A 24,073-nucleotide genomic window follows, 5' to 3' on the forward strand; every position below is an offset into this window, starting at 1 on the left:
CCTTCCACGACGGAGCCTTCGATGCCGGAGCCTTCCATGACGGAGCCGCAGCGGTTGCTCCTGGTGCATGCACACCCGGACGACGAGACGATCACCACCGGCGGCACCATCGCTCACTACGTGCGTGCCGGAGCGGACGTCACGGTGCTCACCTGCTCGCTCGGCGAGGAGGGGGAAGTGATCGGCGAGACGTGGGCAGATCTGGTCGTCGACCGTGCGGATCAGCTCGGCGGTTACCGAATTCTGGAACTGCACCGCGCTCTCGCGGCACTGGGGTGCAACCCACCTCGATTTCTCGGCGGTGCCGGACGGTGGCGAGATTCGGGAATGGCCGGGACGTCGGCTGCCCGCAAACCGCGCGCGTTCGTCAACGCCGATCGCACGGAGGCTCTCGGAGCGCTCGTCGCGGTGATGCGCGAGCTCCGACCGCAGGTGGTCGTCGGGTACGACCCCGAGGGCGGATACGGCCACCCCGATCATCAGCAGGTGCACTCGCTGGTGACCGAGGCCGTCGAGGTCTGCGGTACGGAGTCGTTCCCCGGCGTCGGATCGCCCTGGGAGGTGGCGAAGTTCTACTGGACGGTCACCGGACACGATCAGTTGCAGGCGGGACTGGCCGCCATCGAGGAGATTCCCGCGCACTGGCGAATGCCGGAGGTCGGCGAGCTGCCGAGTGTTCCCGAGAGCGTCATCACCACGAGTGTCGACATTCGCGGCGTGCTCGATGCCAAGAGGGATGCGCTCCGGGCTCACGCGACTCAGGTGACCGTCGCACCGTCGGGCAGCGAGTACGCACTGTCCAACGACATCGCCCAACCGATTCTGCTCGACGAGCAGTACGTGCTCGTCCGCGGTGAACTCGACCCCGATGAGACGGGCAGGGAGAACGACCTGTTCGCCGGCGTACTAGGCTGTGGCTCGAATCACTGATCTCGATACAGCAGGGGCGGAACACACATGTACAACTGGGTAGTGCAGGACGCGATCGTCGCGTTCGTCGATTCTCTCAAGCCGCAGTTCGGCGCGCAGGCAGATCTGTACCAGTACGTATTGGGACAGATCGCCATGGGTGCGAGCAACTTGCTGACCTCACTGGGATACCCGCCGGTTTCCTGAGTGCCGGTGTACTGAATCGACCCGGGTCAAGGCAGTATTGGGCGCATGATCTCGAAGGCCGCATCCAATACTGTCGCCCTGGTGTCGTGGGCGACTGTCGCAGTACTGGTGTTCGACGGCTTCCTGTCCGGAATTCTGTCGGTCTTCTTCCTACCGACCTACCTCGGTTCGGTGCAGTTCCCCATCAGCGCCGTGCTCGGCGGGATCGCGAACGTCGCGCTGGTTCTGGCCGCACGCAAAGTCGCAGATCGACCGATCTGGGTGGCGTCGCCCCTGTTCGGTTGGTTTGCCGCGGTGGTGCTGTGCATGCTCGGCGGTCCGGGAGGCGACGTTCTCCTACTCGCCGATTGGCGCACCATGCTGCTCATCGTGGCCGGTGCGGGCCCCGCCGGAGTGCTGCTGTTCATGTTCCGGATGAAGGAGATCACAGCAAGCGTGCATGCCGACCCGCATTCCGCAGCACGTCCTCGATCATCGTCGGAGTCAACAGTCCGGTGAAGGTGTTTCGCTGGCTCACGTGATAGCTGGCGAACACGGTGATCGAGCCCAGGTCGAGCCGAGCCCCATGGCCGAATTTCGGTGCGGGCCTCGGCACATCCCACCCGTTCGCGGCCAGTGTCGGCAGCAAAGACTGCCAGCCGAACGCTCCGAGAACGAGGACGGACCTCAGGGTCGGACGCAGCAACCGCAATTCGTCGTCGAGCCAGGGTCTGCACCGGTCACGTTCGGCGGGAGTCGGTTTGTTCTGCGGCGGAGCGCAGTGCACCGGAGCAGCGATGCGAACCCCGTTGAGCGTCAATCCGTCTCCGATATGGGTGGCGGTGGGTTGGCTGGCCAGGCCGACCGCATGCATCGCTCGATAGAGAACGTCACCGCTTCGATCACCGGTGAACATCCGACCGGTGCGGTTCGCGCCGTGTGCCGCGGGTGCCAGACCCACGATCAGCATCGATGCATCGGCCGGGCCGAAACTGGGAACTGCTTTGCCCCAATACGTTTCGTTCGCGAACGCGGCCCGCTTCTCGGTAGCGACCTGCTCACGCCACCGCACCAAGCGTGGACAGGCGCGGCATTCGGCCACCGCGAAGTCGAGCTCGTCGATGCTCTGCGGCCGCGTCATGTCAGGTCCGGTGCAGCCAGACGTCCCCGGCTCCAGGGGTGACGGCGTCGATCATCGCCCACGCATTCTCGATGGGGATGTCGACCACCTCGTAGTGTCCGACGCCTGCGGGAGTTGCGGCGACGACGGTCGCGACCCCGGTGCGACGCTGAAAGAACGTCTGCCGCACCGTCCAGCCGATGATGCCTGCAGCTTCGAGGCTGTGTCGAGTCCTGTCGAGCGAACCGTGCTGGGTGATGAGCCAACCGGGCAGCACCGTGTGGCCGAGGCCGCGGAAGCGATCGTGAGCGAGTCCGAATGCAGCAACGAACAACACCCCGACCGCGATCCACGCCAGCACCGGGATCGGTGCGCCGACGTACTGTGCGATGCCCAGAGCTGCACCGAGAACCAGCACGGGCAGCACAGCGCGGGTGTAGCGGCGTCGACGCGCTGCGGGTCCGTGCTGCAGCAGAGGCCGGTCCGGACTTCCGTGCAGACCGGCCTCGCCGAGCACCGTGGTCATCATCCGCAGCGCCTCGGCGCGTGGGGCCTGGGGTAGCAGCAGAGACGATTCCTTCTTCTCGGCGCTGACGCCCGTCATGATGGCGTCCAGCCTTGCTCCGCCGGCCGCACGAAGCAGCAGCGGTTCGGACAACGAGGTGCCACGAAGTCGCTTGCGATCGAGCGTCGACTGACGGGTGCGCAGCAGTCCGTGGCTGACGTGCATGGTGCGTCCCTGGTCGGTCACGGTCAGGTTGGCGTAGGCCAGCAGATAGCGGACGCATGCGAAGATGCTCGACACGACGAGCAGCGCCATCAGCGCCACGACGACGAACACCGCGATGCCCAATCGCTCGGCGGAGTCGATGCTGTTGGAGACCACCGACGATTCGGCCAGTGTCTGTCCGAGCCCGTATTGGAACAACACGCCGACGGCCGCAGCGATGGTGACGATGCCGGTGATGGAGAACGGCGCGAACCGCACCCACGAGAACTGCCAGTGCGCAATATCCACACCGGAATCCTCTGCTGCGGTGGGTGTTCCGTCGGTCGCCGGGACCTGCCCCGAGACTCGCTGCAACAGATCTCCGCGGAGTGCCGGTACCAGCGAGGTGTCGAGGGCATTGAGCTCGAAGGCCTCACCCTTGCCTGCCTGTTGCCCGGTGCCGATGCGCAGGATGGACAGGCCGAGTACGCGGTGCAGGACGTTCGCCTCCACGTCGACCGACCGAATCCTGTTGCGCGGGATAGACAGGACCTTCTTCTGCAACACTCCGGTGCGAAGTTGCACGTGTACCGGACCGATTCGGTAGCTGGTGGTGAACCACCGCAGAATCGCGAACACCACGACGACCGCAAGAAGGCCGAGACTCCAGAAGTGGTTGCCGCTCTGACTGCCGACGAAGAACGAGATCAGCAGCACCGGCAGGATCTTGATGCCCTCGTTCACCGGATGTACCAACAGCATTCGCTTATCCAGGCGCAGCCAGGGCTGTTCCTCCTCGACGGCGAGGAGTTCCGCCTGATCCTGCGGGCTGCCGGCGGTCACGTGGCATCTCCGACGGTACGGCCGGCGATGTCGGTCAGGCGCGCGACCGTCTTGTCCGCGACGTCCTGATCGAGCGCTGTGATCTTCACCGCGCCCGCGGACGACGCCGTCGTGACGGTGACGGTGGCCAACCCCAACAGACGGTCGAGCGGTCCGCGCTCGGTGTCGACGGTCTGTACTCGCGAGATCGGTGCGATCCGCCGCTCCTGGCTCAACCAGCCGGTGCGGGTGTAGACCGCGGTGTCGCTGATCTCCCAACGATGCACGCGGTATCGCCACTGTGGCACGACCGCGACGTGCAGGGCCGCGAGGACGATCGAGGCGACGAGGACGGTGACGTGTGGCCAGGTGGTCCAGTTCGAGTCGACGACGGCCCAGACGATCTGGGCGACGAAGATCGGTACCCACAGCAGACCGGCACTCAGCGCCCAGAGCAGACGCGCACGCGGAGAGGGTTGCCACTGCGGATCGGTCATCGTTGTCACGGCTACAAACCTAGGGGTGTCGTTCGGTAACCACCACCCCCGGAGCCTGCGGAACGACCCGAATGGGGGAGGGGTGGGTGGCACGTGCGTACCAGGAAGCGCATGATCGACTGGTGACTTCGCTGCCTGATACCGCTCCAGCCGCTTCTGCCATGCGCCGCGTTCTGCGTCGCGCCCGGGACGGAGTCTCGTTGAACGTCGACGAGGCGACGGTTCTGCTGCATGCGCGTGGGGACGATCTGGTGGATCTGATGGCGTCGGCGGCGCGAGTTCGTGATGCGGGTCTGGAGTCGGCCGGGCGTCCGAAGACGGTCTCGTATTCGCGAAAGGTCTTCGTACCCATCACGCGGTTGTGCCGCGACAAGTGCCATTACTGCACGTTCGTCACGGTGCCCGGCAAGCTCAATGCGGCCGGGCACGGGATGTTCATGGATCCCGACGAGATCATCGACGTCGCTCGCAAGGGTGCCGCGCTCGGGTGCAAGGAAGCGCTGTTCACCCTCGGCGACCGACCGGAGGAGCGGTGGCCCGAGGCCAAGGCGTGGCTCGATTCCCGCGGCTACGATTCGACCCTGGATTACGTGCGCGCCATGTCGATCCGGGTGCTCGAGGAGACCGGCCTGCTGCCGCACCTCAATCCGGGAGTGATGTCGTGGCAGGAGCTGTCGCGACTCAAGCCGGTCGCCCCGTCGATGGGGATGATGCTCGAGACCACCTCGCGTCGGTTGTTCGAGGAGAAGGGGCAGGCGCACTACGGCAGCCCCGACAAGGATCCCGAGGTTCGGCTGCGGACGTTGACCGACGCGGGTCGCCTGAACATTCCGTTCACGACCGGAATTCTGGTGGGAATCGGCGAGACACTGCGCGATCGCGCCGAGTCCATCATGGCAATTCGTAAGGTGCACAAGTCTTTCGGGCACGTTCAGGAAATCATCGTGCAGAACTTCCTGGCCAAGTCCGACACCGCGATGCGGTCCGTTCCCGATGCGGGGCTCGAAGAATTCCTGGCGACCATCGCGGTGACGCGCATCGTGGTAGGCCCGTCGATGCGGATTCAGGCTCCGCCGAATCTGGTCGAGCCGGAGGAGACCGCAGCGCTGCTCGGTGCAGGCGTCGACGATTGGGGCGGGGTCTCGCCGCTGACTCCCGATCACGTCAACCCGGAGCGGCCGTGGCCGAACCTCGACACCCTCGCCGAGTTGTCCGACAAGGCGGGCTACCGCTTGGTGGAACGTGTTGCAGCGCAACCGCAGTACGTTCTGGCCGGCGCTCCGTGGATCGATCCGCGGATCTCGGCGCACGTGCGGGCGCTCGCCGATCCCGAGACCGGCATGGCGCGTGAGAACGTCGACCCGACGGGTCTGCCGTGGCAGGAGCCGGACGAGGAGTGGGAGTCCTCGGGACGCGTCGACCTGAACACCGAGATCGACACTCAGGGACGCAATACCGAGACGCGCTCGGATCTGGCGAATGCGTTCGGCGATTGGGACTCCATTCGCGAGCAGGTGCGCGATCTCGCCGGGCTCGAGCGGGTCGACCGCGACTTGGTGTCGGCATTGACGGCGGCGGAGAAGGATCCGGCCGGGCTGACCGACGAGCAGTACCTCGCACTCGCCACGGCCGAGGGTCCGGGCATGGACGCCGTCGCGGCCCTGGCGGACGATCTGCGCAAGCAGGTCAACGGAGACACCGTCACCTACGTGGTGAACCGGAACATCAACTTCACCAATATCTGCTACACCGGGTGCCGCTTCTGTGCGTTCGCGCAGCGCAAGGGTGACGCCGATGCGTTCACCCTGTCCACCGCCGAGGTCGCCGATCGTGCGTGGGAAGCGCACGTCGTCGGTGCCACCGAGGTCTGCATGCAGGGTGGAATCGACCCCGAACTACCGGTGACGGGCTACGCCGACCTGGTGCGTGCGGTCAAGGCTCGGGTTCCGTCCATGCACGTGCACGCGTTCTCACCGATGGAGATCGTCAACGGGGCCTCCCGCGGCGGTCAGTCGATTCGCGAGTGGCTCACCGAACTCCGGGCCGCAGGGCTGGACTCGATACCGGGTACGGCCGCGGAGATCCTCGACGACGAGGTCCGCTGGGTGCTCACGAAGGGCAAGCTGCCCGCTGCCGAGTGGATCGAAGTGATCACCACCGCGCACGAGGTGGGCCTGCGGTCGAGCTCGACGATGATGTACGGGCACGTCGACAATCCGTCGCACTGGGTCGGTCACCTGAACGTGCTCAAGAAGATCCAGGACAAGACCGGTGGGTTCACCGAATTCGTGCCGCTGCCGTTCGTGCACCAGTCCTCGCCGCTGTATCTGGCCGGAGCATCCCGACCCGGGCCGACCAACCGCGACAACCGTGCGGTGCACGCCCTGGCTCGCATCATGCTGCACGGCCGAATCGACAACATCCAGACATCGTGGGTGAAATTGGGAATCACGGGTACACAGGCGATGCTGAACGGAGGCGCGAACGATCTGGGAGGGACCCTGATGGAGGAGACGATCTCGCGTATGGCGGGTTCGCAGAACGGTTCGGAGAAGACCGTCGCGGAACTGCACGAGATCGCCGACGGCATCGGACGACCGGTTCGTCAGCGCACCACCACGTACGGCCCGGCTCCGGCGGTATCGGTTGCCGGCTTGATCTGACCCTCGGGTCCCCTTTTTTCGAAATGGAGCTTGTCTGACATGGACGACCGTCGAGTCGCCGCGGTTCTGAGCAGTGCCGTCGCCATCATTCATCCCGTGCTCGACATCCTGGCGACACGGGATCCGATCGGCCTCAAGGGGCGCACGTTCCGTGAGTCCTCCGCGGACGACTCGACGCTCGACAACGTCATCGATTTCCTCGCGAAGGCCTTCGACACCACCGATTTCCCCGGTACCGCGGGCTGGGAGAAGCTCGACAGCGACGCTCGTTCGCAGTGGTGGGTCAATCGGATCGGCGCACTCAACACCGTGGCCGTGGCGTTCCCCGGTGTGTTCGGCATTCTGGTCAACCGCCTGCCGATCCAGGACCTGCTCGGGTTCGCCAACCAGGCGATGGTGCTCGTGGCCGTGGCGCGCGAGTCGGGGGTCACCGACCGCGAGACGCACGTCGCGCTGCTCGGATCGGTGCTGTGCAAGCGCGATCTGACGTCCCTCGCCGACAGTGCTCCGGCGCAGAAGGAGCAGTCACCCAAGTCGGGTCCGTTCGCACTGCTGCGCGGAATGTGGCAGATCGCGAACGTACTGCGGGACGTGGCAGGCGAACTGGAGAAGCGTCCGCACCCCCGCGGGTTCTACCGCGTGCTCGGCGCCATCCCCCTCGTCGGTGGCGTCGCCGGATATCTCGGTGAGCGCGGCGCTCTCTCGCGTGCCGCCAAGCAGGGGCGCAAGTGGCTCGCGGCCCACAAGAAGGCATCGGCCCTCGGTGCCGACTCGCCCGCGAAGCAGTTGCGTCGATAGCCGAGCGGGGCAGGTGAGGCGACCCTGAGTCGGTCGCCCTCGAGTTCGGACGGCGATACTAGGATGCTCAGGGCGCGCGAGCGCCCACGATCGATACAGGAGGGGAGAGCAGCAGTGACCTACTCGATTGCAGAACCGTGCGTAGATGTACTGGACAAAGCGTGCATCGAAGAGTGCCCGGTGGATTGCATCTACGAGGGTAACCGAATGCTGTACATCCACCCCGACGAATGCGTCGACTGCGGAGCCTGCGAGCCCGTGTGCCCCGTCGAGGCCATTTTCTACGAGGACGACGTGCCCGAGCAGTGGAGCGCATACGTCGGTGCCAACGTCGATTTCTTCGACGACCTGGGATCTCCCGGTGGCGCAGCCAAGCTCGGCAAGACGGACTACGACCCGCCGTTCATCAAGGCTCTGCCTCCCATGGGCGAGAACTGACGCCTTGGCACGCAGAGCGGTGGCAGCGACGCTGCCCGATTTCCCATGGGACTCGTTGACCGCTGCCAAGGAGACGGCGTCGGCGCACCCGGACGGCATCGTCAATCTGTCGGTCGGGACGCCGGTGGATCCGGTTGCCGAGGTCATCCGCACCGCACTGAATTCGGTTGCGGACGAACCCGGATACCCGACGACCGTCGGTACCGTTGCGCTGCGGGAGGCCGCGGTGGCTGCGCTCGAGCGCCGCTACTCGATCACCGGCATCGGGGTCGACGCCGTGCTGCCTGCCATCGGCACCAAGGAAATGATCGCGTGGTTGCCGACATTGCTGGGCCTCGGAGCCGAGGACCTGGTCGTCATCCCCGAATTGGCCTATCCCACTTACGAAGTGGGTGCTCTGCTTGCCGGCGCTCGTATTCTGCGGGCAGACGGTCTCGCGCGTCTCGGACCGGAGCGGGCGTCATTGATATTCGTCAATTCGCCGTCCAACCCGACGGGCAAGGTGCTCGGTGTCGAGCACCTGCGCAAGGTCGTCGACTGGGCCCGCGAACGTGACGCGATCGTCGTCTCCGACGAGTGCTACCTGGGTCTGACCTGGGATGCCGAGGCCGTGTCGGTTCTCGACCCCCGCGTGTGCGACGGAGATCACACCAATCTCCTTGCGGTGCACTCACTCTCGAAGACCTCGAACCTGGCCAGCTATCGCGCCGGCTTCGTCACCGGAGATGCCTCCCTCGTCGCCGAGTTGCTCGAGGTGCGCAAGCATGCCGGCATGATGGTGCCGTTGCCGATCCAAGCTGCCATGACCGCCGCACTGGCCGACGACGAGCACGAGAACATCCAGCGCGAGCGATACCGAGCCCGGCGAACGACTCTCAAATCCGCCGTCGAGGCAGCGGGCTTCACCGTCGACCACTCCGAAGCCGGGCTCTACCTCTGGGCCACGCGGGGTGAGAAGTGCCGCGACACCGTCGACTGGCTCGCCCAGCGCGGCATCCTCGCCGCACCGGGGGAGTTCTACGGTCCCGACGGTGCCCATCACGTGCGGATCGCATTGACGGCCACGGACGAACGCATCGAGGCTGCGGCGGCTCGCCTGCGCGGATAGTGCGTGGTGCACTGACTGTCCACGATTCGGCCCGGCCAACGGAATTCCGTTTCTCGATGCGAATTGTGGACAGAAAAGTCGGTTGGCTTCGGCTCGGCCCGGGTGTTCTCATGTACCCATGACTCTCAGCCTGCTGCTCAGCTTCGCCGGTGTGTGTTTTCTGCTGGCGATCCTGCCCGGGCCCGATTCGTTTCTGGTCCTCCGCTACAGCATCGGCGGCCTCAAGCCGGGCATCGCGGCGGCGATGGGCGTCGCGATCGGCGGACTGTTCTGGGCCGTGCTGGTGGCCGTCGGGCTGGCGGCGATCGTCGAACAGTCCGCGACGGCGTATCGGGTCGTGAAGATCCTCGGTGGGCTGTACCTGTTGTATCTGGGCGTGAAGGCTTTCCGGGCTCGACGCAAGAACAAGGTGGCAGGCGAGCCGCTCGTGCCCGTCGCCGCGTCCGCGTGGTCGGCGTTCGGTGCCGGAGTTCTCTCGTGCGCGCTCAATCCCAAGGTCGGACTGTTCTATCTCGCGGTGGTGCCGCAGTTCCTCACCGTGGTCACGTTCGCCGGTGCCATGACGCTCGGGCTGGTCGAGGTGGTGGTCGCGGCGCTGGTGATGGGGGTGTTCTCCGTTCTCGCCTCACGTGCGGTCGCACTGCTGCGCAGGCCGGCGGTCACCGACTGGATCGACCGCATCAGCGCCGGAATCCTGGTCGCGCTCGGCGTCGGCACCGTCGCATCCTCGGCCTGAGTCAGGGAATCGGCAGCATCACGTTTCACGACTGATGGGCACTGGGGCGCGGCCTGGATCTCGCACACGCGCGCGCACTTGCCATAGGCACGCAGATTCGTGACGCGAAACCACTCGCGTTCAGCAAACGCGCGCGCGTGTGCGAGGACCAGAGGGGCCTAGCCGATCACGGCTCGAGGTCCGGCTCGCCCACATCCCAGCCGCCGCGTCGGATGCGCAGGATGTAGACCAGTTCGTTGCTGCCGAACGCCTCGACGGTGGTGAACCGTTTCGGCTCGGTGTTGACCTCGGGATTGCGTGCGTGAGCTTCCTCGTAGAGTTGGGTGGCTCGGAGATCGGCCAATTCGACGCGGGTCCAGAAGTCGTCGGACTGCACCGAGTAGACCAGCCTCGGCGCGCCGTCGGTGACGTGTGCGACGTCGATGTCGTCATCGTCGGAATCGGAGTCCTCGAGGTCCAGATCGAGGTCGTCCTCGGAATCGGTGTCCTGCTCTGCGTCGGTTCCGATCAGATAGACACCCGCCTGCAGGTCACCAGCGGCGACCGTCATGTACTCGGCGTAGTCGCCGGTGTCGATTCCGTCCACGTCCATGTATGTACGGTAGCCATGTGCTGCTTCGTTCACTGAACCCACTCGCCGTTGCGCGGGGAGACGATATTCCCGACGCCATCACGATCGACGGAGTCTCCCTCTCTCGTGCCGATATCCTGGGCGCGGCGACGTCCGTGGCCGAGCGCATCTCACGAGCCGACCGCCTCGCGATCTACGCGACGCCGTCGGTGAAGACGGTGCTCGCCGTCGTGGGTGCACTCATCGCCGGTGTCACCGTGGTACCCGTTCCGCCCGATGCCGGGGTGGCCGAACGTGAGCACATCCTCCGCGACTCGGGCGCGCAGGCGTGGCTCGGTGAAGCACCGCCCGCTACCTCCGGCCTCGATGTTCTGCCGGTGCGTCAGCATGCACGGTCGTGGCACAGCTACCCCGAACCGCTGCCGTCCTCGGTTGCGTTCGTGCTGTACACCTCCGGTACCACCGGCCCGCCGAAAGGCGTCCTGATCTCTCGCAGCGCCATCGCGGCCGGGCTCGACGCGTTGGCGCAGGCCTGGGCATGGACGTCGAAAGACACTGTGGTGCAGGGGCTTCCGTTGTTCCACGTGCACGGCCTCATTCTCGGTGTCCTCGGCCCGCTTCGGGTGGGCAGCCCGCTGATCCACACCGGTAAGCCGACGCCGGAGCTGTACGCGGCCGCACGCGGATCCCTGTACTTCGGGGTGCCGACCGTATGGTCGCGCATCGCCGCGGACGAGGACTCGGCCCGCGCTCTTGCCGGTGCCCGTCTGCTGGTTTCCGGCAGCGCCCCGCTTCCGGTCCCGGTGTTCGAGAAGCTGCGTGAACTCACCGGCCAGGCTCCGATCGAGCGATACGGCATGAGCGAAACCCTCATCACCATCAGCACCCGCGCCGACGGGGAGCGTCGCGCAGGCTCGGTCGGACTGCCGGTCGCGGGCGTCGAGACACGGTTGCGCGGTGAGAAGGGCGAAATCCTGCCGCACGACGGCGAATCCATCGGAGCGTTGCAGATCCGCTGCCCGATGCTGTTCGACGGCTACCTGAACAACCCCGAGGCGACGGCGAAGACCTTCACCGAGGACGGGTGGTTCGACACCGGGGACGTCGCTCTCATCGAGCCCGACGGCTTCCATCGAATCGTGGGGCGAGCCTCGACCGATCTGATCAAGTCCGGCGGATATCGCGTCGGCGCAGGGGAGATCGAGACGGTGTTGCTGGGGCATCCGAGCGTCGACGAGGTGGCCGTGGTCGGTGTGCCCGACGACGATCTGGGTCAGCGCATCGTCGCGTTCGTCGTCGGCACCGATGTGGACGATCGGGTGCTGATCGATCTGGTGGCCACCGAGCTGTCGATTCACAAGCGGCCCCGCGAGATTCGCGTCGTCGACTCCCTCCCGCGTAATGCGATGGGGAAGGTGCAGAAGAAGCTGCTCGGCTGACGCTGTTGACGTCATAGGTTAGGCATGCCTATCGTTCTGGGCCATGACCGCACCTGCGCCCGCAATCGCCATCGGGGCAACCCAGCTCGAGACCGGCACGATCGAGGCCGCGACGCGTCGTGAGTTCCTCATCGGCAGCGTCGCCATCGCGGCCCTGCTCGCCGGATGCGGTACCGGTGAGGAGCAGGCCCCGGGCGACGAGACGGCCGCGGACGGATATCCCCGCACGATCGTCGACGATGCCGGTGAGTCCGTCGTGATCGACCGTCGGCCACAGCGGGTGGCGTGTGTGGCCAACCTGTGGGATCTGGACACGGTGCTCGCGCTCGGTGTCGTCCCCGTGCAGTTCGGGGTGCGTGAGGGCTTCGCCGAGATGACCGGCGCACCGAACCGGTCGTGGGAATGGCACGAGAACGCTCTCACCGAACTCGGCGGGTCGAGTGAGCGGATCTCCCTCGGCGAGTCGATCGACACCGAGCGCATCGCCGCGGCGGAACCGGACCTCATCATCGGAGACGACGGGGTGGCCGAGTCTCGTTCCCAGCTCGAATCGCTCGCCCCGGTGCTTCAGATCGCGTACTTCGATTGGCGACGCAACCTGCAGATCATCGGAGACGCACTCGATCGGCGAGATCGCGCGGACGAGCTCATCTCGGACACCGAGGCGAGAATGTCCGCCGCGCTCGAAGGCCTCGACGTCGCGGGTGCGACGGTCGGTCTGATTGCCGCCTACGACACGGCGACGTTCTACGGACTCGGTCACGAGTCGATCCCTGCCGTGGATCTGTTCCGGCGGGCCGGGTTCACGACGGTCGCCGCCCTGTCCGACGGAGCGACCGCCGACGCCCCGCGCCCCGAGTTCTCCGCAGAGAACGCCGACATCCTCGCCGATGCCGACGTGCTCGTCGTGTTCGACTTCGGCTCGACCGGGATCGTCGATACCGGACTGTTCACCTCGTTGCCGAGCGTCGCAGCGGGCCGGGTGGTGGTGCTCGAACAAGGTGAAGTGGCTCAGGGCTTCTCGACGTTGAGCCCGCTCAATCTCGACATCTGCATCGATGTGGTCCGCCGCGCAGCCGAACTGCTCTGATCAACGCCGTCGTCAGCGAGAGTGCGAGGCGGCGGTTAAATTCGAGAGATGACCACTATCGATGGTGCGCGCATTCTCGTATTCGGTGCCAGTGGCGGTCTCGGCGGTCCGATCGTCGAGCAGCTCGCGAAGGCCGGTGCTCGGCTGACCGTGAGCGGCCGGAGCATCGAGTCTGACCACCACACGGTGAATGCCGATCTGACGCTGCCTGATTCGGCTCGCTCGGTGGTCTCGGAGGCCGTCGAACACCACGGCGGACTGGACGGGATCGTCATCGCCGCAGGTGTCGTGGCGTTCGGGCCGGTCACCGACGTGGACGACGACACCGTCGACGAACTGTTGCTGCTCAACTATCTCGCACCACTGCGGGTACTTCGAGAAGCGCTGACCAACCTGGATCAGGGCGGGTTCGTGCTCAACATCAGTGCCGTCGTGGCCGACAAGCCGATGCCGAACATGGGTGCCTACTCGGCGAGCAAGGCCGCAGTGACGGCACTGCTGAAAAGCGTTCGTACAGAGGCACGTAAGTCGAAGATCAGGATCGTCGACGTGCGTCCGCCGCACACCGAGACGGGTCTTGCGACGCGGCCGATCGCCGGGCAGGCACCGAAACTGCCCCAAGGTCTGACGCCGGAGGTGGTGGCGGAACGTATCGTCGCGGCGATCACCGACGACGAAACCGACGTCGGCGCAGACCAGTTCTCTTAGGCTATTGTCGGCACCGTGACCGAGACACATGTGACCGACGCGGGCAGAAGGCTCGTGCGTCGTCGCACCATCGATCTGTGCCTGGTCTGCACTTCTTCCTGTTCGTAACTGTCGATCGAACCCAGCCCCGACGAGCTCTACGTGCTCCTCGGGTTCTTCCGGCAACCTTTTTCGACGAACAGGATCACTCATGACCACATCTGTGTCCCACCTCGGCGGCATCATCGCCGCCACCGACGAGGCCGTGCAGGCCGACGCCAAGAACGCCCAGGCGGTCTTCCGGGCCTCGGTCACCGCGCACGATGCCGTCGCCAGCACCGTCACCCTGGGCAAGTACAGCGTCGAGGTCGACGAGCCGCCCGCCCTCGGTGGTGAAAACAAGGCGGCCAACCCGGTCGAGTACTACCTGGCGTCACTGCTGTCCTGCCAAGTGGTCACGTACCGCGTCTGGGCGGAGAAGCTCGGTATCGTCGTCGACGACATCAAGGCCAAGGCCGAGGGTGACCTCGACGTTCGCGGATTCTTCGGTTTCGACGACAACGTTCGTCCCGGATTCGGTGAGGTGCGCGTCGTCGTGACCGTCACCGGTCCCGAAACCCGGGAGCGGTACGAGGAGCTGCAGAAGGCCGTCGACGACCACTGCCCCGTGCTGGATCTGACGCGCAATCCCACCCCGATTCACACCGTTCTCGAAACGGCCTGATGTCATGAGCGAACGGACATTCGGCCTGCGTACCAGAGCAATTCACGCCGGAGCGAGACCGGATCCTTCCACCGGTTCGCGTGCTGTGCCCATCTATCAGACGGCCAGCTACGTGTTCGAGAATTCCGCGGACGCAGGCGATCTGTTCGCTCTGCAGAAGTACGGCAACGTCTACAGCCGCATCGGCAACCCCACGGTCGCCGCCTTCGAGGAGCGCATCGCGAGCCTCGAAGGCGGCATCGGGGCGGTGGCGTTCGCCAGTGGGTTGGCGGCCGAGTTCGCAGTGTTCGCTGCGCTTGCCGGCACCGGCGACCACATCGTTGCCGCGGCCGGGCTCTACGGCGGCACGGTGACCCAGCTCGACGTCACGCTGCGTCGCTTCGGCGTCGAGACCACATTCGTTCCCGGTACCGATCCTGCGGATTACGCAGCAGCGGTGACGGATTCGACCAAGCTGATCTACGCGGAGATCATCGGCAATCCGTCGGGGGAGATCGCCGACCTCGAGGGTCTCGCCGCCGTGGCCCACGATCACGGAATTCCGTTGGTGATCGACGCGACGATGGCGACGCCGTGGCTGAGCAGGCCGATCGAATTCGGTGCCGACATCGTGATCCACTCGGCCACCAAGTTCCTCGGTGGTCACGGATCGACGCTCGGGGGAGTGGTGGTCGAATCCGGGCGATTCGATTGGGGCTCGGGCAAATTCCCGCAGATGACGGCCCCGGTGGATTCGTACGGCGGTCTGTCGTGGTGGGGGAACTTCGGCGAATACGGCTTTCTGACCAAGCTGCGCAGCGAGCAGTTGCGCGACATCGGCGGCGCACTCGCACCGCAATCGGCATTCACGTTGATCCAGGGAGTGGAGACGCTGCCGCAACGCATGGACGCGCACGTCGCCAATGCTCGGGTGGTCGCCGAGTGGCTCGAGGCAGATCCCCGGATCGAGTACGTGAGATGGGCCGGGCTGCACAGTCACCCACACCACGACCGAGCAGCGAAGTACCTCCCCACCGGTCCCGGTGCGGTGTTCGCTTTCGGAATCGACGGTGGCCGCGAGGCCGGGCAGGCGTTCGTCGAGAGCGTCCAGGTCGCCAGCCACGTCGCCAACATCGGTGACGTGCGCACGCTGGTTATCCACCCGGGCAGCACCACGCACCGACAACTGACCGACGAGCAACTGCGCGGAGCAGGTGTCGGTCCCGAGCTGATTCGTATCAGCGTCGGCCTCGAAGACGCCGAGGACATTCTGTGGGACCTGGATCAGGCCCTGACGCTGGCAACAGGAAAGGCTCGGTCATGAGCGAACGCACCTGGCAGGGCCCGTCCGCGCCGCAGCGGCAACGCATCCTGCGAGAGACGAAGACCGTCGCGATCGTCGGTGCGTCGAAGAACCCCTCGCGGGCAAGCTACTTCGTCAACCGATACCTCTCGTCGACGAGCAACTACGAGATCTTTCTGGTGAACCCGACGGTCACCGACATCGAAGGAACGACGGTATACCCCACACTCGCCGAACTACCGAAGCCGCCGGATCTGGTCGACGTGTTCCGCAAGTACGACGACCTTCCTGAAGTGCTTTCGGAAACCATTGCAGCGCAGGCGAAGACGATCTGGCTTCAGCTGGGGCTGTGGCACGAGCAGGTGGCCAACGACGGCGAGGCAGCGGGATTGAACGTCGTCATGGATCGGTGCCTCAAGATCGAACACGCCCGATTCCACGGGGGATTGCACCTGGCCGGATTCGATACGGGAGTGATCGATTCGCGTCGGACACGGGGGTAGGCGCGCGTACGCCTCACCACGTGAGGACGGTGTTGTCCTCGAAAACCAGTCCGGTGGGTCCGTCGGCGTCGAGGGTGGCGAGTCGAATCGCCACGGCCGCACCCTCGTCCGGCGATCGCGTTCCGCGGAATCCATTGAAGTCGGTGGCGACGTGCCCAGGAGCTGCTCCGTTGACCTTGATCGGGGTATCGGCAAGGTCTCGGGCGTAGTGGACGGTGAGGGCGTTCAGAGCGGTCTTCGAGCTCGAATACGCCATCGATGGCGTGCCCACCCATGCGCCGTCCTCGCCGATGGAACCGCGCTTGCTGGTGACGTTGACGATCCGACCGGCCGGGGACTCTCTCAGTAGCGGCAGGAATGCGTTGGTCACATCGACGACGGCGAAGACGTTGACGTCGTACACCTTTCGCAGATCCGACGAATTCTCCTCGATAGGGCGGTGATAGCCGACGTTGATGCCTGCGTTGTTGATCAGAGCGTCGAGGTGGCCCACTTCGGTGTCGATGTGTCGGACGGCCACGTCGATGTCGTCGGCCGAGGTGACATCGAGCCGAATCGGGCGTACGTCTCCGTCGATCCCGGTGGCCGCGGTGACGCCCCCGGCGAGATCTCGCGAGCCCAGATAGACGACAAACCCCTGGGCGGCGAGGCCGCGGACGATGGCAAGGCCGATGCCTCGGTTGGCACCCGTGACCAAAGCAGTGTGTGTTGTCATATCAACACCATGCACCCGGTTGTGTTGTCATGTCAACAGGTCGGTGGATAGGGTGGCGCAATGACGCTGTTGAACGAATCCGAGATGGCCCTGTGGCACGCGTGGAAGCGGGCGCAGGACGCCGTATGGACTCGCGTCACCGCGGAGATCGCGGACAGAACTGGCTTGTCGGATCAGGACTTCGCGGTTCTGACCCGAGTGCACGAAATAGGGCATGGGGTGCTGCGGCAGAGCGCATTGGCGGCGTTGCTCGAGTGGCATCGCAGTCGGCTGTCGCATCATCTGACCCGAATGGCCGACCGCGGACTGATCACTCGTCGTCCGGTCGACGGGGGAGTGGAGGTAGTTCTCACCGAGGTGGGGCGCGACGCCGTCGTGCGCGCGCGGCCCGTTCACGCGGAGGCGGTCAGACGGTATCTGCTCGACGCGATTCCGGCTTCCGAGCGAGTGGTGTTCGAGCGCATCCTTGCCGGCCTCATGCTTTCAGCAGGCGACCACTGATCACGGTGGCCAGTGCACGTGGAGCAAAACGGACACTGCCGGCGCTGATCTTGTTGGACAGGCCGGACACGATGCTGGCGGGGGTGCGGCGAGAGTCCAACGCGCGCAGAGCCGTCGCGACCACTTGCTCGGAGGTCTGGAAGTTGCCCACCGCGGCGTCCTCGGATCCGACGACGTCGAAGAACTCGGTGCGGGTAGGGCCGGGGGAGAGCGCGAGAATCTTCAGCAGCGAGGCGCGGTGCTCGAAGGCCAGCGCTTCGGTGAAGTTCAGGACGAATGCCTTCGTTGCGCCGTAGACGGCCATGTTGGGTGTGGGTTGGTACGCGGCGGTACTCGCGACGTTGATCAGTGCGCCGGTCAGGTTCGGCAGGAATGCGTGAGTGAGGTCGACCAGCGCACTGATGTTGAGGGCGATCTCTGCGGCCACGCGCTTCGGATCCTCGTCGGCGAACTTCCCGTGCGTGCCGAAGCCTGCGTTGTTGATCAGTGTGGTGGGTGTGATTCCCCTGTCCGCCAATGTGGTTCGAAGGGTTTCGCCGATGCCGGGGACGCCAAGATCCATGGCTACGACGGTGGCCGTCACCCCGTGATCGGCTTCGATGCGCCGTGCCAGGGCGTTCAGTCGATCGGCGCGTCGCGCCACGAGGACGACGTTCTCGCCGCGTGCGGCGAAGCGGGTGGCGAATTCCTCGCCGAGGCCCGAACTTGCTCCGGTGATGAGCGCTGTGGAAGTCATGGCTGCCAATGTAGGCAGTGTCAGCATTGTTGTCAACGCCAACATCGCCTAGGGTGAGGTCATGGCAACGCAGCGCTACCACCATGGCGACCTGCGCGCGGTGTTGCTCGACGAGGCCGAACGGAGCATCGCGCACGGCGGGGTCGACGCGTTGTCGCTTCGGCAACTGGCCAGAGATGTCGGCGTCAGTCACGGTGCTCCCGCGCGCCACTTCCGCGACAAGCAAGCGCTGTTGGATGCGCTGGCCCTGCACGGTTTCGAGGAACTGAACCGCCGGATGGTCGCCGCGGCAACTGGGCCCGGTGAGCTGATGGCTCGGTTTCGTGCAGTCGCTCGCGCCTACCTCGGATTCGCGGTCGAACATCCGGAGTTGCTGGACGTCATGTACAGCACCAAGCATCATCCCGACGCCAGCGAGAAGCTGAAAACTGTTGCGCACGAAAGCATGACCGCCACCGAGGCATTGCTCAGCGAAGCCATCGCCGCAGGTGTGATCACCGAGGCTCCACCCGAGATCCTCGCGCGGGTTGCTTTCGCGAGCGTGCACGGACTTGCGATGCTGGCCACCGGGGACCTGCTCGACGGCGTCGCGATCGAGGATCTTCTCGACGCGACCGTCGACACGCTGCTGCGTGGGTTCACCTAGGTTGAACGGCATGACCGAATACGACCTGCAACGCTTCGTCGACGCCCAGGACCCCGTCTGGACCGCGGTAACGAAGGAACTGAAGGCGGGACGCAAGCAGACACGCTGGATGTGGTTCGTGTTCCCGCAGTTGGCGGGACTGGGGCGTAGCGCGACCGCTCAACACTTCGGCATCGCCGATCTGACCGAGGCGGAGCTCTACCTCTCGCACGAAGTGTTGGGCCCTCGCCTGAAGAAGGCAGCAAGGCTTGTGGCAGCTGTCGAGGGGCGGACGGTCGACGAGATCTTCGGCTATCCCGACAACCTGAAGTTGCATTCGTCCATGACGCTTTTCGCCGAAGCTACCAAGGGTCCGTCCGTATTCGGCGAAGTGTTGCAGAAGTATTTCGCCGGCGAATTCGATAGCCCGACACTCGACTTGCTCGACGAGCGATACCGCTAGCATCGCATCCATGACGACTCCACTCGCCGCATCCATTGCCTTCGTCCACGCCAGCTGGCACCTGGACATCGTCGATCGCGCGCGAGTGGGATTCGCCGCCGAGCTGAAGAAGCTCGGACAGGCGCAGACGCCCATCGACGTGTTCGAGGTACCCGGGGCCTTCGAGATCCCACTGCACGCACAGCGGCTCGCCAAGACGGGCAAGTACTCCGCGATCGTCGCCGCTGCACTGGTGGTGGACGGCGGAATCTACCGACACGACTTCGTCGAAACGGCGGTCATCGACGGCCTGATGCGAGTGCAGCTGGATACCGACGTGCCGGTGTTCTCCGTGGTGCTGACGCCACACCACTTCCACGAACACGCCGACCACAACGCCTTCTTCACCGCTCACCTCGAAACCAAAGGCGCAGAAGCCGCGCGGGCTGTGGTGAAAACCCTGGCGTCACTGGGGACCATCGGCTGACGCTCGGCGGGCAATCCTGTGTTCGACGAGTATGCGGTGCTCGAGGAGCTCGAACGACGAGAGCCGATTTTCCATCGCCGTGAGTTCGGCATCACGCGTGAGGATTTCGATCGCCTGACGGACGTGGGTTTCTGAGAGGTCGGTGCGTCGGGCAGGCGATACGACCGCGAGCACGTCTGGGCCGTTCTCGAAAAGCGATACGCATCCGACCCCACCGGGCAACTCGATGTCGACTGGACAGCCAGTGAATTCGAGCTCCGAGAAATTGCCTCGAATACGTATTTGCTGACCTACATTCTCGAGCAGGGCGGCCGATCCACCCGCAGGATGACGTTGTGGCAACGCCGCGCGGGTGATTGGAAAATCCTTTATCACCAAGGCACGCCCGTATCCGATACCACACCCCACCGACAGGTTTGGAAGCGCGAATAGTCAAGCAGCACAATAGTTTCCGATTGAACTATGGTTGCCAGTCGAACGCGCGTTCGATACACTTGCTTCTATGACCACGGAGATTTGGCAACTGAGCGAGAGTGAACTCCTCGCCGACGCCGCCGCGGTCTCCCACCAGATCCAGCTGCTCGAAGCCCGCCGCATCGCTCTCGTCGCCGACATCGACACCCGCGTGAGCCGGGAGAAACTCGGATTCCCCGGCCCCGCCGGCTGGCTCACCTCCACCACCCTGCTCTCACCGTCCAAGGCCACCAAGATCGTCGCCCTCGCCCGCGGACTGAAGAACTTCCCCGACATCGCCGAGGCCATCGACACCGGCAGCATCACCGTCGACCACGCCGCCTTGATCCTTACCTTCGCCGAAACCCCACCCAAGAACCTCCCCCCAGCCGGGCAGGACATGGCCAGGAAGGCGATGATCACCGCCGCCACCGGACCCGACGCGCGCACCGGCCGGATTCGTGCAGCGATCACCAGACTCCACGACACCTACGGCGGCAAGACACCACCCGCCGACGACACCGACCGCAACGAACTCTTCGCCTCCAAGACCTTGAACGGGCGGCTGGTACTCAAAGGAGACTTCGATGCGATCACCGGCGAGAAACTCCTCACCGCACTCTCACCGTTGACCGAACCTCGCCCCGCCGCCGACGGCACCGAGATACCCAAAACCGGAGACGACCGCAGCCCCGCCCGGCGCAGGGCCGACGCCTTCGGACACATCCTCGACCAATACCTCGCCTCGAGTAACCGCCCCACCGAAGGCGGTGAACGCCCGCACCTGAACCTGCACATCAGCCTGCGCGATCTCACCGACCTCCGCGACAATGCCGACAGTGCTGACGTCGATGACATCGCCGACGACGAAACCACCCGCGCAGCAGCCGAATCCGACACAGACCGAGTCGATCCGGTCGACATCAACACCGGACACCCCATCCACCCCGATGCGGAAGACGGGACGAATCCACCTTGTGCCGCAGATCGTGGCGCGTACAGGGACCTGTTCGGTGACGGCACCACCGTCGGGTGGCTCCCCTGGATGGGACCACTCTCCCGCAACACCTCCCGGCAACTCGCCTGCGACTGCCTGCTCACCGCCATCGTCATGGACGAGAACGGCAACCCACTCAACCTCGCCCGCACCGCCCGCACCGTCACCGCCAAACAGAAGAAGGCGCTCATCGCCCGAGACCACACCTGCGCCTTCCCCGGCTGCGGCAAACCCGCCGCCTGGACAGAAGCGCATCACATCCGGCACTGGGCGGACGGTGGCCCCACCGACATGAACAACCTCGTCCTCCTGTGCGGATTCCACCACCGCCTCATCCACCACTCCGATTGGGAAGTGTTCATCGGCGTCGACAACCACCCGTGGTTCGTGCCACCCGCCACCGTCGACCCGTACCGACAACCCAGACCATCCCACGCCCGAGCAGGCCCCCACATCGCCTGAACCCGCCCAAAGACCACTCCAGCCCCGCACCGAGAACACAGTGCGGGGCTGGAAGAAATTGTCGGACAGACTGATTCGAGTGATATGGACTCTCAGTCGTTGGCGTGCAGTGCCGCGTTCAGTTCGACGCCGGTGCCCTTCCACGGCACCACCTCGACAGCGCCCGACAGCGAGTTGCGACGGAACAGCAGGTTGGACTTGCCGGACAGTGTCGCCGCCTTCACCACTGTTCCATCCGGGCCACTCACCTTGGTTCCTGCGGTGATGTAGAGCCCGGCCTCGACGACGCAGTCGTCACCGAGTGAGATGCCGAGTCCGGAGTTCGCGCCCAGCAGGCAGCTCTTTCCGACGGAAATGACATTCTTGCCGCCGCCGGAGAGCGTGCCCATGATCGACGCGCCGCCGCCCACGTCGGAACCGTCGCCCACGACGACGCCCGCGGAGATGCGACCCTCGACCATCGAGTTGCCGAGCGTGCCGGCGTTGAAGTTGACGAAGCCCTCGTGCATGACCGTCGTTCCGCTGGCCAGGTGCGCGCCGAGACGGACGCGGTCGGCGTCGGCGATCCGAACACCGGTGGGAACGACGTAGTCGACCAGGCGCGGGAACTTGTCGACTCCGTACACGGTCACCGGACCGCGGGCACGAAGTTTCGCGCGCACCGTCTCGAAACCGTCCACCGCTGCGGGCCCGAAGTTGGTCCACACCACATTGGACAGCAGACCGAACACGCCGTCGAGGTTCTGCCCGTGCGGCTGGATCAACCGGTGCGAAAGCAGGTGCAGTCGCAGATACGCGTCGTGGGCGTCGATCGGAGCGTCGTCGAGAGAGGCGATGCTGGTGCGCACTGCGACTACCTCGACGCCGCGCGCCTCGTCCGGTCCGACGAGAGCGGCCAGCTCCTCGGGGACGTCCGAACCCTCGAGCCGGACGGTGCCGGTCTCGAAGCCCGACCCGAGCTCCGGGTTCGGAAACCAGGTGTCGAGAACGACGCCCGACGTCGTGATGTTGGCAATACCTACTGCTGATGCTCCCTGTGCGCTCACGGCTCGAAGAATACGCGGTGGACCCGGAGGGCGGGTTGGCCCGTCATTGCGGGAACGTCGACTGTTCCTGGACGCCGTTCCCGACGCGGCGTCGGTTCGTTATCGGTTCGACCGTGGAGCGTGATCGCATCGGAATACCGGCGGACGCATCGACGGCGGGGAAGCTGTCAGAGTTTCCCGGTGACCACACGTCCCGACTCCCGCATCCGTGGAGTGACCTCGGTGATGGCGGACGGTGTGTCCTTCACCGGGTTGGTGACGACCCTGGCGACGACGATCGTGCTCGGGGTCGCCCTGGGTTTGCATGTCGCAGGCGCGTGGTAGACATCGTCATCGGCTGATAGGGGGTCGCCGAGGTTGGGGAGTGTCATGGGTTCGAGCAAGTCCGCGCGTGTGCGTTCGGTCGTCACGGCGATCGCTGCTGCGACGGTGGTGGTGGCCGGGAGCGTCGTCGTCGGGTCCGGCACCGCAGTCGCCGATCCCTCCTGCGCCGCCGCAGGCGGTCCGTCGGCAGTGGTCGCACGGATCCCGGGTGCAGCTCTGGAAGGCCTGGCGGTCGACGCGTCGGGCCGAGCCTACGTCACCGACATCGTCTCCGGCCGGGTGTTTCGCATCGACGCGCCGGGGCGGGCCGCCTACCCCATCGCGACGGTTCCCAGCGGCGGCGGTGGTGCCCTGGCCTGGATGCCCGACGGCACCCTGCTGGTCGGCTACGGGGCCGACCCTCGCGTCTTCGTCGGAGACATCGTCAAGGCCGCCGGGATCGTGCGGCTCGACGTGAACACCCTGACCGTGACCCCGTTCGCCACCGGTCTGAGCGCAGCCAACGGACTCGCCGTCGCCGCTGACGGAACGGTGTACGCCACCAACGACTTCGGCTCGCTCATCGGCCGGATCGGCCCCGATGGTTCGGTCGACCCGGCGTGGGCGAGCTTCCCCAGTGCCAACGGCGCAGTGCTCGACGCCGCCGATCGGTACCTCTACGTCTCGCGCACCTTCGTGAACCCGGGCGTCAGCCGTATTCCGCTCGCCGACCCCTCGGCACCGGAAAGCGTGCTCGACCTGACGGGACTCGACTCGTTCGCAGCTCCGGACGGGCTCACCCTCGACGACGCCGGACGTCCGGTGGTACCCCTGAATGCAGGCGGCTCCGTCGTCCGCATCGATGCGCCGGGGGCGACGTGCGTCATCGGCACCGGAACTCGGTTGACCAGCGTCGTCGCCTACGGTCGCTCCGACCAGGGGTTCTCGAACGGAAGATTGTTCGGGGCAGGCTTCGACGGCGTGGTCCGCGAGATTCCGGGATCCACGGCCTAGAGTTTTCACC

29 protein-coding genes are annotated in these 24,073 nt (G+C 65.5%); 21 read left to right on the plus strand and 8 right to left on the minus strand.

All coding sequences use genetic code 11. From position 1 onward, the window contains the following. Nucleotides 1–21: 21 nt before the first annotated feature. From mshB to CH276_RS21955, 3 genes are read left to right on the plus strand one after another with little or no spacing between them, the layout of a single operon-like run. Complete coding sequence (gene mshB, locus CH276_RS21950; RefSeq protein WP_441344211.1) at nt 22–930, plus strand: N-acetyl-1-D-myo-inositol-2-amino-2-deoxy-alpha-D-glucopyranoside deacetylase; 909 nt, start codon at nt 22–24, stop codon at nt 928–930. Nucleotides 931–957: 27 nt separating this feature from the next. Then, nucleotides 958–1,116, plus strand: coding sequence for a hypothetical protein (locus tag CH276_RS28565; protein WP_008714214.1), 159 nt, complete (start codon nt 958–960; stop codon nt 1,114–1,116). A 45-nt stretch (nt 1,117–1,161) separates the two neighbouring features. Further along, nucleotides 1,162–1,614 (plus strand): hypothetical protein, encoded by a 453-nt coding sequence (locus CH276_RS21955; RefSeq protein ID WP_094629577.1) that lies wholly within the window; start codon nt 1,162–1,164, stop codon nt 1,612–1,614. Here CH276_RS21955 and CH276_RS21960 read toward each other — a convergent pair. The 3 genes from CH276_RS21960 to CH276_RS21970 form a co-directional block, all read right to left on the minus strand. After that, complete coding sequence (locus tag CH276_RS21960; protein ID WP_094629578.1) at nt 1,541–2,236, minus strand: uracil-DNA glycosylase; 696 nt, start codon at nt 2,234–2,236, stop codon at nt 1,541–1,543. The genes CH276_RS21955 and CH276_RS21960 overlap by 74 nt on opposite strands. A gap of 1 nt (nt 2,237) precedes the next feature. Then, nucleotides 2,238–3,686: a PH domain-containing protein gene (locus CH276_RS21965; RefSeq protein WP_094629697.1), complete on the minus strand. Its 1,449-nt coding sequence runs from the start codon at nt 3,684–3,686 to the stop codon at nt 2,238–2,240. Between the two features lie 77 nt (nt 3,687–3,763). Further along, nucleotides 3,764–4,243, minus strand: coding sequence for a PH domain-containing protein (locus CH276_RS21970; RefSeq protein WP_032394070.1), 480 nt, complete (start codon nt 4,241–4,243; stop codon nt 3,764–3,766). Between the two features lie 71 nt (nt 4,244–4,314). Between CH276_RS21970 and CH276_RS21975 the strand changes: the two genes are divergently transcribed. The 5 genes from CH276_RS21975 to CH276_RS21995 all read left to right on the plus strand — a co-directional run bounded on the left by CH276_RS21975 (nt 4,315) and on the right by CH276_RS21995 (nt 9,986). Then, on the plus strand, nt 4,315–6,906 hold the full coding sequence (locus tag CH276_RS21975) for a bifunctional FO biosynthesis protein CofGH (RefSeq protein WP_441344209.1): 2,592 nt from the start codon (nt 4,315–4,317) through the stop codon (nt 6,904–6,906). A gap of 39 nt (nt 6,907–6,945) precedes the next feature. Next, the gene (locus CH276_RS21980) at nt 6,946–7,704 is read left to right on the plus strand and encodes a hypothetical protein (RefSeq protein ID WP_032394071.1); all 759 of its coding nucleotides are present in this window, start codon (nt 6,946–6,948) and stop codon (nt 7,702–7,704) included. A gap of 114 nt (nt 7,705–7,818) precedes the next feature. After that, nucleotides 7,819–8,142, plus strand: coding sequence for a ferredoxin (gene fdxA, locus CH276_RS21985; protein ID WP_008714223.1), 324 nt, complete (start codon nt 7,819–7,821; stop codon nt 8,140–8,142). A 4-nt stretch (nt 8,143–8,146) separates the two neighbouring features. Next, nucleotides 8,147–9,250, plus strand: a complete 1,104-nt coding sequence (dapC, locus tag CH276_RS21990) for a succinyldiaminopimelate transaminase (RefSeq protein ID WP_094629579.1) — start codon at nt 8,147–8,149, stop codon at nt 9,248–9,250. Between the two features lie 118 nt (nt 9,251–9,368). After that, nucleotides 9,369–9,986, plus strand: a complete 618-nt coding sequence (locus CH276_RS21995) for a LysE family translocator (RefSeq protein ID WP_032394073.1) — start codon at nt 9,369–9,371, stop codon at nt 9,984–9,986. Between the two features lie 166 nt (nt 9,987–10,152). Here CH276_RS21995 and CH276_RS22000 read toward each other — a convergent pair whose 3' ends face one another. Further along, nucleotides 10,153–10,578: a hypothetical protein gene (locus tag CH276_RS22000; RefSeq protein ID WP_045199197.1), complete on the minus strand. Its 426-nt coding sequence runs from the start codon at nt 10,576–10,578 to the stop codon at nt 10,153–10,155. 2 nt (nt 10,579–10,580) lie between these two features. Here CH276_RS22000 and CH276_RS22005 point away from each other — a divergent pair, with 2 nt between their 5' ends. From CH276_RS22005 to CH276_RS22030, 6 genes are all read left to right on the plus strand, one after another. Continuing rightward, a complete protein-coding gene (locus tag CH276_RS22005; protein WP_094629580.1) occupies nt 10,581–11,996 on the plus strand; it encodes an acyl-CoA synthetase in 1,416 nt (471 codons plus the stop codon). Between the two features lie 43 nt (nt 11,997–12,039). After that, a complete protein-coding gene (locus CH276_RS22010; protein WP_094629581.1) occupies nt 12,040–13,086 on the plus strand; it encodes an ABC transporter substrate-binding protein in 1,047 nt (348 codons plus the stop codon). A gap of 48 nt (nt 13,087–13,134) precedes the next feature. Next, the gene (locus CH276_RS22015) at nt 13,135–13,794 is read left to right on the plus strand and encodes an SDR family NAD(P)-dependent oxidoreductase (RefSeq protein ID WP_094629582.1); all 660 of its coding nucleotides are present in this window, start codon (nt 13,135–13,137) and stop codon (nt 13,792–13,794) included. A 190-nt stretch (nt 13,795–13,984) separates the two neighbouring features. Next, on the plus strand, nt 13,985–14,497 hold the full coding sequence (locus CH276_RS22020; protein WP_094629583.1) for an OsmC family protein: 513 nt from the start codon (nt 13,985–13,987) through the stop codon (nt 14,495–14,497). A gap of 4 nt (nt 14,498–14,501) precedes the next feature. Further along, nucleotides 14,502–15,800, plus strand: coding sequence for an O-acetylhomoserine aminocarboxypropyltransferase/cysteine synthase family protein (locus tag CH276_RS22025; protein ID WP_094629584.1), 1,299 nt, complete (start codon nt 14,502–14,504; stop codon nt 15,798–15,800). Further along, complete coding sequence (locus CH276_RS22030) at nt 15,797–16,282, plus strand: CoA-binding protein (RefSeq protein ID WP_094629585.1); 486 nt, start codon at nt 15,797–15,799, stop codon at nt 16,280–16,282. The genes CH276_RS22025 and CH276_RS22030 overlap by 4 nt, the downstream gene beginning before the upstream one ends. A 13-nt stretch (nt 16,283–16,295) precedes the next feature. Here CH276_RS22030 and CH276_RS22035 read toward each other — a convergent pair whose 3' ends face one another. After that, nucleotides 16,296–16,997, minus strand: coding sequence for an SDR family oxidoreductase (locus CH276_RS22035; RefSeq protein ID WP_094629586.1), 702 nt, complete (start codon nt 16,995–16,997; stop codon nt 16,296–16,298). A 60-nt stretch (nt 16,998–17,057) separates the two neighbouring features. On the opposite strand from CH276_RS22035, the gene CH276_RS22040 reads away from it, so the two are divergent. Further along, nucleotides 17,058–17,498: a MarR family winged helix-turn-helix transcriptional regulator gene (locus tag CH276_RS22040; protein ID WP_094629587.1), complete on the plus strand. Its 441-nt coding sequence runs from the start codon at nt 17,058–17,060 to the stop codon at nt 17,496–17,498. Here the strand turns inward: CH276_RS22040 and CH276_RS22045 are convergent. Beyond that, nucleotides 17,473–18,234 carry an SDR family NAD(P)-dependent oxidoreductase gene (locus CH276_RS22045; protein WP_068053047.1) on the minus strand — a complete coding sequence of 254 codons (762 nt, stop codon included), beginning with the start codon at nt 18,232–18,234 and terminating at the stop codon, nt 17,473–17,475. The two genes, CH276_RS22040 and CH276_RS22045, sit on opposite strands and share 26 nt — an antisense overlap. Before the next feature lie 61 nt (nt 18,235–18,295). Here CH276_RS22045 and CH276_RS22050 point away from each other — a divergent pair, with 61 nt between their 5' ends. Genes CH276_RS22050 through CH276_RS22060 form a run of 3 tightly spaced genes read left to right on the plus strand, consistent with a single transcriptional unit; the run spans nt 18,296 to nt 19,788 of the window. Then, on the plus strand, nt 18,296–18,880 hold the full coding sequence (locus CH276_RS22050; protein ID WP_094629588.1) for a TetR/AcrR family transcriptional regulator: 585 nt from the start codon (nt 18,296–18,298) through the stop codon (nt 18,878–18,880). Nucleotides 18,881–18,890: 10 nt separating this feature from the next. Then, nucleotides 18,891–19,322 carry a DUF1810 domain-containing protein gene (locus CH276_RS22055; RefSeq protein ID WP_094629699.1) on the plus strand — a complete coding sequence of 144 codons (432 nt, stop codon included), beginning with the start codon at nt 18,891–18,893 and terminating at the stop codon, nt 19,320–19,322. A gap of 10 nt (nt 19,323–19,332) precedes the next feature. Beyond that, nucleotides 19,333–19,788: a 6,7-dimethyl-8-ribityllumazine synthase gene (locus tag CH276_RS22060; RefSeq protein ID WP_094629589.1), complete on the plus strand. Its 456-nt coding sequence runs from the start codon at nt 19,333–19,335 to the stop codon at nt 19,786–19,788. Here the strand turns inward: CH276_RS22060 and CH276_RS28570 are convergent. Continuing rightward, nucleotides 19,768–20,166, minus strand: a complete 399-nt coding sequence (locus CH276_RS28570; protein WP_176459375.1) for a hypothetical protein — start codon at nt 20,164–20,166, stop codon at nt 19,768–19,770. The genes CH276_RS22060 and CH276_RS28570 overlap by 21 nt on opposite strands. Nucleotides 20,167–20,290: 124 nt before the next feature. On the opposite strand from CH276_RS28570, the gene CH276_RS22070 reads away from it, so the two are divergent. Further along, nucleotides 20,291–21,700: an HNH endonuclease signature motif containing protein gene (locus tag CH276_RS22070; protein WP_094629590.1), complete on the plus strand. Its 1,410-nt coding sequence runs from the start codon at nt 20,291–20,293 to the stop codon at nt 21,698–21,700. A gap of 92 nt (nt 21,701–21,792) precedes the next feature. Here CH276_RS22070 and dapD read toward each other — a convergent pair whose 3' ends face one another. Further along, on the minus strand, nt 21,793–22,746 hold the full coding sequence (gene dapD, locus CH276_RS22075) for a 2,3,4,5-tetrahydropyridine-2,6-dicarboxylate N-succinyltransferase (protein WP_032394083.1): 954 nt from the start codon (nt 22,744–22,746) through the stop codon (nt 21,793–21,795). 180 nt (nt 22,747–22,926) lie between these two features. Between dapD and CH276_RS28575 the strand changes: the two genes are divergently transcribed. Together CH276_RS28575 and CH276_RS22080 are read left to right on the plus strand one after the other, a co-directional pair. Continuing rightward, the gene (locus CH276_RS28575; protein ID WP_158462611.1) at nt 22,927–23,070 is read left to right on the plus strand and encodes a hypothetical protein; all 144 of its coding nucleotides are present in this window, start codon (nt 22,927–22,929) and stop codon (nt 23,068–23,070) included. Nucleotides 23,071–23,115: 45 nt separating this feature from the next. Continuing rightward, nucleotides 23,116–24,063: an SMP-30/gluconolactonase/LRE family protein gene (locus CH276_RS22080; RefSeq protein WP_094629591.1), complete on the plus strand. Its 948-nt coding sequence runs from the start codon at nt 23,116–23,118 to the stop codon at nt 24,061–24,063. Nucleotides 24,064–24,073 lie beyond the last annotated feature (10 nt).

Origin of the sequence: Rhodococcus sp. 06-470-2 (assembly GCF_002258235.1) — a bacterium.
Taxonomy (GTDB): Bacteria; Actinomycetota; Actinomycetes; order Mycobacteriales; family Mycobacteriaceae; genus Rhodococcoides.